We start from the raw sequence: 13,701 nt of genomic DNA on the forward strand, positions 1-13,701 counted from the left end.
ACCTATTAGTCAGCTCCATCTGTCCATTCATTATTTAATCCATTCATCAATTAAATCTTGATTTTCTTCCACCCATTTTTCAGCACCGTCAATCGGTTCCTCGGCGTCATTTACATAGGTCATCAGTTGTCCGATAGAGTCATCGTCCATCTTCCATTCCTTCAGCCATTTATCCACTTCTTCAAAATCTTCCGCAAAACCATGGCGCGTCGCATGGTGAATTTTTTCAGTGCCGCCAAAGGTTTCTTTTGAATCTTCAAGATATTTCAAGTCATATTGAGAAAATATACGGTGAGGGCTCCACAGTGGTGCTACGATCGGTTCTTCCTTCTTGATCGCTTCCCCGATAGCTGTCAGCATCGCTGGTTCAGAACTTCCGACCAATTCATAGTCAAGGTTATACTCCTTGATCATTTCTTCAGTAACTTCCATTGTCCCTGCACCTGGATCGAAACCAGTAATTTGTCCCTCGAATAATTCTTTGTTTTCCTTCAAATCTTCAATACTATTGATATCTTCCATATACGCCGGTACGACTAAGCCGACTTTTGCATTCTCATACCAGACTTCTTCAGAGAAATTAAGTTCATCTTTATATTTTTCATAATAGTTAGCGTCTTGGACTGGCAGCCATACCTCCAGACTCGTATCAAGCTCGCCACTCGCCAAAGCACTCATGGTCATACCCATGTCTACCCGGTTCAATTCGACATTGTACCCTTTTTCTTCAAGAATGACTTTCCACATATTTGTAACGGCGATATTTTCCGCCCAGTTGATTTGCCCCATTTTAATTGTTCCTTTTTCCTGACCCTCTTCTGTACCATCAGCTTGTTCTTCACCATCACTGCTGCCACAAGCGGCTAAGATGGCAAGTGTAATAAAACCTATTAATAGAAAACCGAAACTCTTTTTGAAATTCATAATAAACCTCCACTATAAAATATTTTTTAACTGAATCCTCCGATTTATACGCCGGACTCGACGCATATGTAAAGATCAAATCAACCTTTGATCGTGCGATTCAACCATAAATCCGCTCCCTTAAAACAAATTTGTTAAAAACGTTAAATTTTTTTCGAACAATATTAATGTTAACGTACTGAGATTAGATGTCAAATCTAATTGGAAGAGAAGTACAAGATTCAAAAAACACTCTTCAAGAAGAAAACTAAAACAAAAGTGGCGACCACCTTGATGAACCTCAGTGAGCGAGGATACATTTGAAATGATTCTAAAGACAAAAAAGCCTGCCCATTGTTATAACGCAATGGACAGGCCTTTATACCTTCAGTTTTGTTTTTCTTCATTATGAACGATTTTTGCCAAATGTTCTTTCACTTGATTGTACGACAACCCTGACTGGGCATTTCGACGTTTCACCTCGTCAATATTCGTTCCTGAGCTAGCAATTGTATCATTATTCACGTTAAGACCAGTATCATTCGGCTTTGTCACATCCAGCACCTCCTAGACATAAGCTCTCTCTCTGGCTATTATTTATACCGATAGCCGAAAAAAATCACTTATTCTCAAGCTTGGCTGAAAGAAAGCCTAAACCTATCCCTAAAACCGCTCCGCCGAGAACCTCGATCGGTTGATGACCTAAAAGCACCTTCAGTTCTTTTTCCCGCTCCACGAATTCAAAACTCGGAAAATCACCAGAAATAGCCGCAAAGTTATCCTCTAAATCATTGACCAACTGGGCGATTTCACCAGTATGACGGCGGATGCCCTGTGCATCATACATGACGATCACACCAAAAATGGTGGCTAATGCTGTTTCAGGATGACGTGATCCTTTATTCGCTGCTAAATAAGTAGCCAGTGCTGACACGCCCGCTGAATGTGAACTCGGCATACCACCTGTGCTCGCCACCTGCTTGACATCCCAATCTCCCGTCAATTTTTTATGTGTAAGAATCTTCAATGCCTGGGCGATTCCGATTGAAGAAATAGCTGTCAAAATTCCTCTGTTCATCTTCTGCATTTCGTTCTCCCTCCACTTTGCAATAATGCTTCCTGTATTTTCATTACCCTTTGTGCGTGGTTTTATTCAATATTCCGGGTGAAAAGTCATCATAAAGAAACCTGGTACACTATCCTACACCTTCATAATATTGAGCCATACTATAAGTGAATCGAGCTGATACGCCTACATAAATCTTGCCGAGTCAAAAGAAATTAAGCCGATAATATTGATCATTAATCCAAACTACAAGTTTCGTCATTTTTCCCCTTTTTGTTTATAAAAAGCCTGGATGGGTATTGGCTATTACAGTAGTCAATTTTACTCACCCCTAAAACATGAAAGGAGAAGATAATGAAGAAAGTCACTTCGGTATTTTGGATCACACTCGCCATTACACTATTTTCAGTAAGTTGGGGGTCCATCGCTCCCAAGAATCTAGAAAAAATCACGATGAACATCCAATCTTATATTTCCGTCCATTTCGGTTGGTATTATTTATTGATAGTTACCCTTTTCGTCGTATTTTGTATTTATATGATTTTCAGTCCATATGGAAAAATGAAATTAGGCCAGCCGGAGGACAAGCCTGACTACAGCTATTCTACCTGGTTTGCTATGTTATTCAGCGCGGGAATGGGAATCGGGCTGGTTTTTTATGGGGCAGCTGCTCCGATTCAGCAATACATCTCCAACCCTCCTCTCGCTGAACCTGGAACACCAGAAGCGCTTGCCGACGCAATGAGAATCACTTTTTTCCATTACGGCATCCACGCCTGGGGAATATACGCAATCGTCGCACTTGTGCTCGCTTACTTCAAATTCCGCCGAGGTGCTCCAGGTTTAATCAGTGCAACGTTGGAACCTATCTTCGGAAATAAAATGAAAGGCCCATGGGGCACTTTGGTAGATGTCATCTCTGTCTTCGCAACCATCGTCGGTGTTGCTACAACCCTAGGATTCGGGGCGGCCCAAATCAATGGCGGAATCACTTACCTCACCAACATAGATAAGGGATTTTGGGTGCAGTTGATCATTATTATCATCGTCACTGTCCTGTTCATGATTTCTGCCTATACCGGTTTGAGCAAAGGGATCAAATACTTAAGTAACGCCAATATGGGACTGGCTGTTACGCTTTTCACTATTATGCTTGTGATCGGCCCGACCCTTTACATCATGAATATGCTCATCGATTCTCTGGGAGCTTACCTGTACACCTTACCCAAAGAAAGCTTGAGGGTCGCACCGAATAATGAAGAACAACAAACATGGATAAAAAACTGGACCGTGTTTTTCTGGGCCTGGTGGATCGCCTGGTCTCCTTTTGTAGGAATCTTTATCGCCCGAGTTTCCAAAGGACGTACCATCCGGGAATTTCTATCAGGGGTACTTCTGGTTCCTTCAGCCGTAAGCTTCCTGTGGTTTTCCGCCTTTGGGAGTTCCGCCATCGTCAAACAAGATGAAGGAGCTGAGCTTGCGAGCTTACCACCAGAACAAATGCTGTTCGGGGTCTTTGATCAGTATCCTTTAGGCATGCTTCTTTCAATAATTGCGATGCTGTTGATCGCCACTTTCTTCATTACATCGGCAGATTCCGCAACCTTTGTGCTCGGTATGCAGACAACGAATGGATCCTTGAATCCACCGAAAGCAGTGAAGTTCGCATGGGGCTTTGCCCAATCTGCAACTGCAGCGGTACTCCTCTATACCGGAGGTCTGCAAGCGTTGCAAAACGCATTGATCTCAGCAGCCTTTCCATTTTCATTCATCATGCTCCTCATGGTATATTCCTTGTACAAAGCTTTGCGGGAAGACAAAGCGAAACTTGATCAAGCTTCTGGAAAATAATAAATTCCAAATCAAGGCGCTGGGACAAAAGGATTTTTCCGCTAGAAAACCCGAACGAATTTCGTTCGGGTTTTCTTTATGAAGCCATAAGTGCATACACCGCACCGGAAACATCCTTCGCTTTCCGCGGGCACGGCCTCAGCCTCCTCAGAAAGCAAAGACCGCTTTCTTCCGTGGTCTTCCCGCTCGTGCTGTCCCCGCAGGAGGAGTCTGCGTATGTTGCCTATGCTCTATTTGATCCATTCCACCCTATTGCTCGTCTTTTCCAGGGGCAGTTATCCTTTTGCCCTTGCTTCTTTTTCATGATAGTTACCATATTGTCTATTGAATACATTATTTTACACTCGACATATCATCTTTTCAGTTGCTTAGTGCACCCAAAGTAACATCTAAATATCTCCTATATTTATTTGTTTCCTCTTCCAAATAAATTCTTATGAAGTCGACCTCAAAACAAGGGAAAGGAGCCAGGTTTTTTTCCGCTTCCTCAGCCATATCCTTCAATTCCGGTTTTGTTAAACCATATGTAGTTTTTCCTAAAGTCATATGTGGGACAAAGTCATCAAGTTCAAAATACTTCTCAATCAGTTCCTTAGAAGGTGAAATTGCCTTGACTATACTTTCATGTAGAAGATGAAGCTCTTCAGCTGCCGCATTCACATAATGGACCTCATCTCCAAAAAACATCAGCCCATCGAATGAGACGTGAAAAGTCTCCGTTTCGGCACAGATTTCTTTCACTTTATTTACCCATCCCTCATCAGTGGTAAGTCCACCTTGAGCCTTGATTGTTATATGTGGTTCAACAACATCATTTATGGAGTTGTTTATCCACTTTTCACGAAATTCGGTGACTTCCTTTTTGTAACCTTCAGGAGGTAAGACCCCTATAAAATACTGCAAAAGATCTCCTGCTTCATTTATATCTTTCACTGCCTAAATACCTGAAGTATCCATCAGTACAATTCTCCAACCATCAGGATCCTCAATTGTAACCCCGGATTTTTCCCAGTATGGGTTTTCCGGAGGAACTGTTTCATAGCCCATAGTTTTCAATCTTTGTGTGATTTCTTGGATGTTTTTTCGGTTAGGTAGATAAAACACAAGCAGGTTATCCTTTGTGGGAGCAGGACAAGGACTCCCATCTTCGTGTTGGGTAAATTCTAAATGATAGTTCGAATCTGGAAGACCCACCATCAAACCCTCGTATCCAGCGTGTCCCTGAAAAGAACCGATTTTTTGCAAACCCAGACCCTCACAATAAAAATTCTCCACTTTTTTTATTTGGTCGGTAGGGCGTGCCATTCGCACCTGGGCCACTTGCATATTATCCGGCCATTTATTTTCCATTTTCTACTTCCTCCTTATTTGTTATTGATACATTGTGATGTTATGAAAAGGAATACAATCTAATGGCTAAGTCATTCCTTTTTTGCCCCTGTTTTTTCCTCGTTTCAATATACCCATTTTATGTAACTTCATCGATAAAAACCAGTAACCTTCTTCTACATTCGATAATTTTTCCCATTTCCTTGAAGAATTGTTTCCCTGATAATGGTAAGGGGAATCGACATAACGCATATAGAAAAATTTCAATAAGGAAGTGTCCTACAATGAAAAAATCATTTCTTCTGCTGCTCCTAGTGATTATCTCACTCTTCATAGGAGGCTGCACGGAAACTTCATCAACAAACAAAGATGAAAAAGAAGAGAAAACAAATACGGAAGAAGATTCAGCTCAAAATAAAGAGACCACCGAAAAAAAACAAGAGCAACCTTATAAAGCTTTGGATCCCTCTGAAGATGCTGAACAATTGAAGGAGACATTGTCTGAAGAAGAACAGAAGAACATGCCGACCGCGGAAGCCCATGGCGAGGACCGGGAGAGGATGGTCCCTGCTGGCCAAACGCTTGTAAAAGGATCCGATGATCAAACAGATGGTCCTTTGAAGAATCATAGACTAGTAGCCTACTATGGGCATCCGAACTCTGAAAATATGGGTATCCTCGGGGAAATGGGGCCTGACGCTTTGATGGAAAAATTAAAAGAGCAGACCCAAGCTTATTCCGATGCTGATCCATCCCGACCTGCCATCCCGACCATCGAATTAATTACTACGGTCGCCCAAAGGAACCCTGGACCAGAAGGAAAATACTATCACATGACACCCGAAGATGATATCGACAAGTACGCAAAACTAGCCAAAGAAAACAACGCCCTGCTTATGTTGGATGTACAACTCGGTACCGACTCTGTCCTTAACCAAGTCAAGTTGATTGAAAAGTGGCTGAAGCTTCCTTACGTCCACCTCGCCATCGATACAGAGTTTCATGTCTCTGAAGGGGAAACTCCTGGAGTCGATCTTGGACAAGTCGATGGTGCAGAAGTCCAAAAGGCGGTGGAATACTTATCAAAGCTTGTCGAAAAACATAACCTTCCAGATAAAATAGTCCTTGTCCACCAATTCATGGATGAGGCTGTCACAAATAAACAAGCCATACAATCGACTGGAAATATTGAAGTCGCCCTCAATTACGATGGCTGGGGACCTTCTGCGACTAAAATGTCCCTTTACCGAAAGTTCGTGCGTAACGAATCCAGCCAGTACGGAGGCTTTAAAATCTTCTACAATAAAGATGAACCTGTCATGAGCCCGGAAGAAGTGCTTAAACTTGATCCAGCCCCTGCAATCATTAACTATCAATAATAAAAAGGCTGTGAACTCCCTATAAAAGGTGGTCACAGCCTTTTTATTCAGATATTTAAAACGTGTTGTAAATATCTTCACATTCTCCTTGGATCGGTTCATAAAAACAATGGGACTTATAACGTCCGACAAGGCTTTGGTCATACCATGTCGGCGGACAATCGCCCCCTGGCTTGAAGTACCACAAACTGTAAACAGCAGGCCAGCTCCGTTCTCCCTTGACTGATCTTCGTGCCAACCGCTTTTCACTTTCTCTCGCTCTTTGATAATACATCCCATGTTGAAGTGCCTCAAATGCTTTCGGTTGGTTGATCACCTGTGGCAGAGTACGTAAGCCTTCAAAATCAGAACAATCCACTCTTGCCCGGTTCACCGTTACGGAACCGACATGCAGCATTCCTTGTTTCCCTTCCCCGACCGCTTCTGCCCGGAGCAGCCTCGCTAACATGTCGATATGCTTGCTCGGAGCTTTGATAACAGCCAAACCAACGCCCCCCTTTTTCTTGCCTTATTCCCTTATGTATATGCAGAATATATGGAACGATGAGAATAGTGTAATGGGATGTATTTTTCATGTATTTACTATTAAGTTATGTTAAATGTTGTTACCGAATTTTAACAAGTGCATTATTTAACCATATTACAGTTTCATGGAAGATTCAGGTTCTAAAATTTTGGATGAAGTGCTCAGAACTGCCTTTTTGATTAGTAACTTTATTGTTAACAAGGCTATTTTCAAGACATGGAGTATCAATGCGCCGATCCGATCCACTCGCCAAACATTTCGAAATTTTATACAAGGGAGGATATTTGAGAAAATCAAGCAGATAGGTACCCATCTGGAGATATTATTGATACGTTACTTTTAGAAGAAAGAGGTGTTGGAAATAACATGAGAATTATGCTGACAACGGCTGCGATTATCCTTTCAGCCGCTGCGATATTATGGTTCCAAAATGAGAGGATTGAGAAAAAAACTGGCCGGAGTGAAGATGACTGCTCGTCGGACCGTTTTTGCTCATATGATGAGCTTGCTGGCGAATATGAGGAAGGTGAGGATTATGAAATTGTGAAAAGTAGGTCAGGTGATGATCGCTGGCTCGTGAGTGCCATTCATGGCGGCGGAATTGAAGAAACAACCTCTTCCCTTACGGAGGCGATTGCGGGATCTTCTTACCCTTTTTATGCCTTTAAAGGAAGGTTGACTTCAAACAATTACAGCAACTTACATATCACGTCCACTCGTTTTGATGAACCTCAAGCGTTGAAAATGGTTGCAGACACAAAGTTCCACATTTCAATACATGGGGCATCCGGAGATAAGCTGCAAACAATGATCGGTGGTTTAGACGAAGAGCTGAAGCAAATCGTTAAACAGCACTTAGAAAATAAAGGATTCACCGTCATAGAAGCACCTGAGAACCTAGATGGAGACCATCCCGATAACTACGTTAACCAAACGAAGACAGGACAAGGCGTGCAAATCGAGATTACAAGAGCACAGAGAAAAGCCTTTTATAAAGATGGCGACATCAGCTACCAATCCAGGAAAGACTCTTCTAATGAAACAGAAGAGTTCAAAGCTTATGTGGAAGCCATCCAAGCAGCAATGAAAGATTACGATTAAATAATCCCCTTCCCCTGAACTAAGTCTTCATTAAAATATCACTCTGACCAGGGTTTGGAATTATATGTTAAACTAGCGGAGTTGTTATTACATAAATCGAGTATGATTGAGGAGGTATAAAGATATGAGATCCTGGCTGCAGAAACATTTTCCAGACGATAAAGAAAAAGAACGCCAATTACTTTATTACATAGCAGAATCTACCCTGATCCTATTACTCTTGCTTTTCTTCTATATGGGATTGTTAGTGATAATGGATAGGGACGGGATCCCACCCATGCTGTTAATTCCTTTGATTTTTTTATTTGTGAGTGGTTATGTATGGCTCCGCTACATCTTCGCAGGATTAGAGTATTCAGAAGTTCATAAGTATACAGATTATAAACGCAGGAAGAAACAGAACATCTATCAAACTTTTATTTTCATCGGAATCTATCTTTTTATATCCTTTCTTATCGAATGGCCATTGTCTAAACTGATGGAGTGGATCGATATAATCGGGCCGGCTTCTCTAGCTGGTTTCCTTTTTTATATCATCTCTTTGTTCTCTTTAAAAAAATCTTATAAGAGAAACACCACACAACAGTAGAAAGAGAGTGTTTTATGCTAGCTGACTATCAAACTTTACAAATTCAACAACAATCCATCATGAAAAGCCAAAGCAAGCAATACACAATCAAAGCGGATGATAAAATTGTCGCCGCTTTTGAAGAAAGTACAAGGTCATACAATGATTGGATTAACCGCATCATGAAATTCACCACATTATATACATTCGCAAGCCTTGATATGGAACTTTTATCTGCGGATCAAGGGGTACTGGTACGTCTGGTCAAACCAAAAGGCGCCTATAAAGATGTTCAGTTACTGAGGCCAGATGGGACCCTTTCATCCAACCTGCAATTCACTTTGAAGATGACATCCCAACTCATTACCGCTACTAAGTCGAATGGAGAAATCCTTCTTAAAGCAACAGGAAAAAACATGGCCTCCGACTTTATTGTAGAAGATAAGAATAACCGGCAAGCCACCATCAAAAAACGCTCGATAGCTAAACCCACTACTAAAGAAGCCTTTCTGTCTGATGATTTGTATCATCTCCGAGGATCAAAGTGGGAGGAAGATCAACTCTATGCGATTTTAGGAATGATTGTGATGATGGATGTATATCTGCACAGTCAGTAATCATTTTTCGGCATTAGGCAATGAAATAACTGATAGACATCGATTTCATGTATTTCTATGAACGTATGAAAGTCCACATTTATCGATCAAGACCTTCGTTTCCCAAATAGGAGAAAGGTATAATCAGTCATTTATCGAATGGTATAAAAGGTGCTTAAAAATCAATCAACACAGGAGGAACAGAATAATGTTGAACTTTCCGCAACCCGATGTCGAACAGTTCTTTCAAACCTATGGGATTGAAACGTTTGCTGTCAGTCCAGACGAGTCCCAATTAGTCTTTAGTACTAACTTCAATGGGAAATACAATTTATGGGCGATGGATTTACCCAGCACATTCCCTTATCCACTCACATTTCATAATCAGAGCTGTCAACATCTCGCTTACGACCCGAACGGGAAATTCATTGTTGCTGTCGTGGATGAGGACGGCGATGAAAATGGGCAGGTTTATGCCATCCCTCCTCAAGGGGGCCCACTCAAACCGATCAGGGCCAATCAAGGATCACGTCACGATTTCCCTTTTTTATCTCAAGATGGCCACCGTTTATACTATACTTCCAACAAAGATGACGAAACGTACATGAAAGGGTATTGCTACGATTTGGCATCAGAAGATGAAGAAGTGATCGTACACGGCGAAGATGCCCCCACGTTCCTTTTAGATACAAGTCCCGAAGAGAAAAGTTTCCTTTACTTGAAAGCTTTTGCGAATACATACAGCCTTGCTTATGTAAAAAGAGGAAATGAGGACATTTTACTGACACCAGCAAAGGAGCCTCAACATACCGTTTCAGAAGCTGTATTCGTTTCTGAAAATGAAATCTATTTACTGACGAACTATGAAAGTGATTTCTCCTATTTGGCCAAGTTCGATTTAGATACGAATTCATTTGAAAAAGTCCTCGATCTCGACCAAGAGGAGTTCGGAAAAATGAAATACGACAAATCTGCTAAATCCTTGTACATCGTTAGTGAAAAAGGGGCCGCGGACCATTTATACAACTACAAAATTGCTGATGGATCATTGAAAGAACTCGAAGCTCCCGTCAGCGTCATTGATCAGATTATCCTTTCAGACTCAGGAAATGTGTACCTGCGCGGCGATTCAGCGACAGTCCCCGCCAACTTATATCAGCTCAATGATCAAGGCTGGAACTCTCTGACGAATTACGGGGTACCTGGAGTCAAAAATGAGGAGTTGATTGCCCCTGAATATGTGACCTACTCCTCTTTTGATGGCTTATCAATTGAAGCGCTTTTGTACCGACCGAAGCCTGAGAAAGATAATGGCCACGTTATTTTGTGGCCCCATGGAGGACCACAAGCAGCAGAAAGGGATTCTTTCCGCTCTCTTTTCTTGTTCCTCGTCCACCAGGGTTACAGCTTGTTTGCTCCGAACTTCCGTGGCTCGACAGGATATGGATTGGAATTCATGAAGAAGGTCGAACGCGACTGGGGCGGTGCGCCGAGGCTGGATAATATCGCCGGACTCGAATGGTTGATTGAACAAGGATATGCCACCCGCGATAAGATTCTATTAATGGGCGGAAGCTACGGTGGCTATATGGCGCTGCTCCTCCATGGCCGCCACCCCGAGTATTTCAAAGCCGTCGTCGACATCTTCGGTCCTTGTAACCTGTTCAGTTTCATCGATTCCGTCCCAGAACACTGGAAACCAGCCATCGCCCAGTTTGTCGGAGACCCTGCCGAGGATAAAGGTAAACTTGAGCAAGATTCACCTATCAACCATTTGGAATTCATGACGAAACCAATGCTCGTCATCCAGGGTGCGAATGATCCTCGAGTAGTGAAGAAAGAGTCCGATCAAGTCGTCGAGGCTTTAAAAGGTGAAGGCAGAGACGTGGAGTATATCGTCTTAGAAGATGAAGGTCACGGCTTCTCGAAAAAAGAGAATGAGATTCTCGTCTATCGTAAAGTGCTGGAGTTCTTCGATCAGCATATCCAGTAACTAAAAAAGTGCCTGTTCCCGTATTCGCTAGGTTTTCAGCGTTGGGGCCAGGCACTTTTCATTTGGAATTAACTCCACCTTTCGGATAAAGCGCGAATATGAGAAGGTGTCGTCCGGCAACACCCGCCGATAATGGAGGCTCCTTGCTTCCTCCACTCTTCGGATTGCACATCGAAATCATTTATATGATTTTCCCCATGCCAGGTGTTTGTCCCTGCGTTGTAGGTTTCTCCGGAATTCGGATAAATTAAAACCGGTTTGTCCGTGTTTTTATTTAATACACCCACAGCAGCAGCGGCAGTATCAATAGGAGCACAGTTCACCCCGATTGCTGCGACTTGCTCGTAAGCGTCGAATTCTTCCCCACATACTCGAAGTGGTGTACCATCACTGATTTCATTTTCGTTTTTCAATGTAAACGACAACCAGGCAAACGCATCTGGAAACTCCAACATCAACGAAGCGAGAACTTTAGCTTCCCTGAACGATGGAATGGTTTCCAAAGCGATAATGTCTGCGCCAGCTTCTATCAATGCCTTCATTCTTGGCCGATGAAAACCCCTCAGTTGTGCATCTGTCACATCATAATGCCCCACATATTCCGATCCATCAGCAAGATAAGCACCATAAGGACCAACGGATGCGGCAATAAGAGGTTTGGACTTCTTCAGTGAAGGACTTCTTTCTTTCAAATATTCACCTCTAGCCTGTTGAGCAAGTTCCACCGTATTCTTGATCAACTTTAAAGATTGCGCTTCCGTCAAACCTCTTTCAGCAAACCCATCGACAGTAGCCTGGTAACTTGCCGTTATGACACAATCCGCACCAGCCTGGAAATATTCTTTATGTACATTGACGATCGCCTCCGGTTGTTCCAGCAAAACTTTCGCTGACCATAATGGATCGTCCAAATCACACCCATATGTTTCAAGCTCAGTAGCCAGGGCACCATCAAGAATTAACACAGATTGTTGTTTCAACATCTCTTCCACAGGATTGCTTTTATGTATGTTCATTCTAAAACCTCCTTAGATAATCACTTTTCCTTGCATACTTCCTCCAACAGTCTTAGAACTCTTCGTGATGTACCTTTCTTCACATAGTCTTCCATCATTTTTTGGTGTGCAAAAGTTGATGTTCTTTAACAAGGGTAACCTGGTTTCTTTTGTTCTTCAAAATAAGGCAAATAATCCAACAGTTGCCCAATATTCCTCAAAGTTCTTTTTCTCACTTTTCGACAGACCTCCAATTTAATCCTGCTAACAATTCCATAGAGCCAGAAATGACAAACTAAAAAGACCACCTCCCATATACCATGTTCGTGAGGTGATCTGCCATTATTCCAAGGATGCTACAATTCATTCAGCCATTTTTTGAAGCTGTCGCTCCGCGATCTTCCCGCTAATAGGCAGGTGGTACCTTTCTCCCTGGTACGCCTTTTCCATTAACACAATCCACAAGAGCAAGGAGATGGGAGCAATCAAAATATTGATCATCCAACCAATAACCGGAATGACGTTCAATACGGTTACTAAAACAAATAAAAACCCAAATAAAATGACGGATTGCATCGCATGAAAACGAACGTTTTCGTTTTCTTTTTCAATTAACAGAAAGGCAATCCCGCTTATGAATCCAAGTAAATACGCAAGGACCCCGCCGACATTCTCCTCTAAACCAGTCGAAGACTTTTTCACTTCCTCTTCTACCTTTTTAGCTGGCTTTTGTTTCGTTTCCTGATCCATCTTTTACCTCCTCCTTTCAATAGAAATGTTACGGACGAATTGTAATCCAAAGTCCCCCTCCTTTTTACTTATACATATCGCTCCCCTTAAATAACATGACAATTGATTGTAAAAAGTACGTTAACTCTAAGAGTAACCGGGCAATTTTTATATCTCATTTCCAAAAAAGATGGGGATTTCCCCTTATGCTATTATGAAAGGAGACAATTATTGAAAGGGAGGGACAATGATGAAAAAAACAGTCAAAGTGGTTGCCGCCATCATCGAAAACTCTGACGAAGAAATCCTTTGCGCGTTACGGGCCCCCGATATGGCCATTCCGAATATGTGGGAATTTCCTGGAGGTAAAGTGGAAGAAGGGGAAGACTTACAAACCGCACTGGAAAGAGAGATTCAAGAAGAACTTTCCTGTGAAATTGATGCTCAAGAAGTATTTAACGATCATACGCATGAATATGAGAACTTTATTATTCACCTTATTGCTTTAAAAGCTAAATTAACGAAAGGCCATCCTAGAGCTAGTGAACATTCGAAATTAATTTGGTTGAGTCGCAAAAATTTAAAATCTCTCATGTGGGCACCAGCTGATATTCCAGCGGTCGATCAGTTGATGGATGAGAAAGTAACAACTTAATAAAGAAATC

Annotated in this window: 15 protein-coding genes; 7 read left to right on the forward strand and 8 right to left on the reverse strand. The window is 42.1% G+C overall.

Annotated elements, in window-relative coordinates; all coding sequences use genetic code 11:
• Window positions 1–30 precede the first annotated feature (30 nt).
• From HLI_RS07395 to HLI_RS07400, 3 genes are all read right to left on the reverse strand, one after another.
• On the reverse strand, window positions 31–924 hold the full coding sequence (locus tag HLI_RS07395; RefSeq protein WP_128524371.1) for a glycine betaine ABC transporter substrate-binding protein: 894 nt from the start codon (window positions 922–924) through the stop codon (window positions 31–33).
• Window positions 925–1,290: 366 nt separating this feature from the next.
• Complete coding sequence (locus tag HLI_RS21545; RefSeq protein WP_164908429.1) at window positions 1,291–1,458, reverse strand: hypothetical protein; 168 nt, start codon at window positions 1,456–1,458, stop codon at window positions 1,291–1,293.
• 64 nt (window positions 1,459–1,522) lie between these two features.
• Complete coding sequence (locus tag HLI_RS07400) at window positions 1,523–1,990, reverse strand: divergent PAP2 family protein (protein ID WP_128524373.1); 468 nt, start codon at window positions 1,988–1,990, stop codon at window positions 1,523–1,525.
• 333 nt (window positions 1,991–2,323) lie between these two features.
• Between HLI_RS07400 and HLI_RS07405 the strand changes: the two genes are divergently transcribed.
• Window positions 2,324–3,820, forward strand: coding sequence for a glycine betaine uptake BCCT transporter (locus HLI_RS07405; protein WP_128524374.1), 1,497 nt, complete (start codon window positions 2,324–2,326; stop codon window positions 3,818–3,820).
• Window positions 3,821–4,180: 360 nt separating this feature from the next.
• On the opposite strand, the gene HLI_RS07410 is transcribed toward HLI_RS07405, so the two are convergent.
• A complete protein-coding gene (locus HLI_RS07410) occupies window positions 4,181–4,753 on the reverse strand; it encodes a 2'-5' RNA ligase family protein (RefSeq protein WP_241655954.1) in 573 nt (190 codons plus the stop codon).
• A 3-nt stretch (window positions 4,754–4,756) separates the two neighbouring features.
• Window positions 4,757–5,170 carry a VOC family protein gene (locus tag HLI_RS07415; RefSeq protein ID WP_128524376.1) on the reverse strand — a complete coding sequence of 138 codons (414 nt, stop codon included), beginning with the start codon at window positions 5,168–5,170 and terminating at the stop codon, window positions 4,757–4,759.
• Window positions 5,171–5,433: 263 nt separating this feature from the next.
• Between HLI_RS07415 and HLI_RS07420 the strand changes: the two genes are divergently transcribed.
• On the forward strand, window positions 5,434–6,528 hold the full coding sequence (locus HLI_RS07420) for a hypothetical protein (protein ID WP_128524378.1): 1,095 nt from the start codon (window positions 5,434–5,436) through the stop codon (window positions 6,526–6,528).
• Window positions 6,529–6,583: 55 nt separating this feature from the next.
• Here the strand turns inward: HLI_RS07420 and HLI_RS07425 are convergent, their stop codons facing one another.
• Entirely contained in the window at window positions 6,584–7,012 is a 429-nt protein-coding gene (locus tag HLI_RS07425; protein ID WP_128524380.1) for a cell wall hydrolase, read from the reverse strand.
• A gap of 408 nt (window positions 7,013–7,420) precedes the next feature.
• On the opposite strand from HLI_RS07425, the gene HLI_RS07430 reads away from it, so the two are divergent.
• From HLI_RS07430 to HLI_RS07445, 4 genes are all read left to right on the forward strand, one after another.
• Entirely contained in the window at window positions 7,421–8,155 is a 735-nt protein-coding gene (locus HLI_RS07430) for a poly-gamma-glutamate hydrolase family protein (RefSeq protein ID WP_128524382.1), read from the forward strand.
• Window positions 8,156–8,279: 124 nt separating this feature from the next.
• Window positions 8,280–8,744 (forward strand): hypothetical protein, encoded by a 465-nt coding sequence (locus HLI_RS07435; protein ID WP_128524383.1) that lies wholly within the window; start codon window positions 8,280–8,282, stop codon window positions 8,742–8,744.
• A 14-nt stretch (window positions 8,745–8,758) separates the two neighbouring features.
• A complete protein-coding gene (locus HLI_RS07440) occupies window positions 8,759–9,340 on the forward strand; it encodes a hypothetical protein (protein WP_128524385.1) in 582 nt (193 codons plus the stop codon).
• A gap of 187 nt (window positions 9,341–9,527) precedes the next feature.
• A complete protein-coding gene (locus HLI_RS07445) occupies window positions 9,528–11,312 on the forward strand; it encodes a S9 family peptidase (RefSeq protein WP_128524387.1) in 1,785 nt (594 codons plus the stop codon).
• A 68-nt stretch (window positions 11,313–11,380) separates the two neighbouring features.
• On the opposite strand, the gene mmuM is transcribed toward HLI_RS07445, so the two are convergent.
• Both mmuM and HLI_RS07455 read right to left on the reverse strand, forming a co-directional pair.
• Entirely contained in the window at window positions 11,381–12,328 is a 948-nt protein-coding gene (gene mmuM / locus HLI_RS07450) for a homocysteine S-methyltransferase (RefSeq protein WP_128524389.1), read from the reverse strand.
• A 342-nt stretch (window positions 12,329–12,670) separates the two neighbouring features.
• Window positions 12,671–13,057, reverse strand: a complete 387-nt coding sequence (locus tag HLI_RS07455; protein ID WP_128524390.1) for a DUF4870 domain-containing protein — start codon at window positions 13,055–13,057, stop codon at window positions 12,671–12,673.
• A 229-nt stretch (window positions 13,058–13,286) separates the two neighbouring features.
• Between HLI_RS07455 and HLI_RS07460 the strand changes: the two genes are divergently transcribed.
• Window positions 13,287–13,691, forward strand: a complete 405-nt coding sequence (locus HLI_RS07460) for a (deoxy)nucleoside triphosphate pyrophosphohydrolase (protein ID WP_128524392.1) — start codon at window positions 13,287–13,289, stop codon at window positions 13,689–13,691.
• Window positions 13,692–13,701: the final 10 nt, after the last annotated feature.

Origin of the sequence: Halobacillus litoralis, assembly GCF_004101865.1 — a bacterium.
Taxonomy (GTDB): Bacteria; Bacillota; Bacilli; order Bacillales; family Halobacillaceae; genus Halobacillus; species Halobacillus litoralis_A.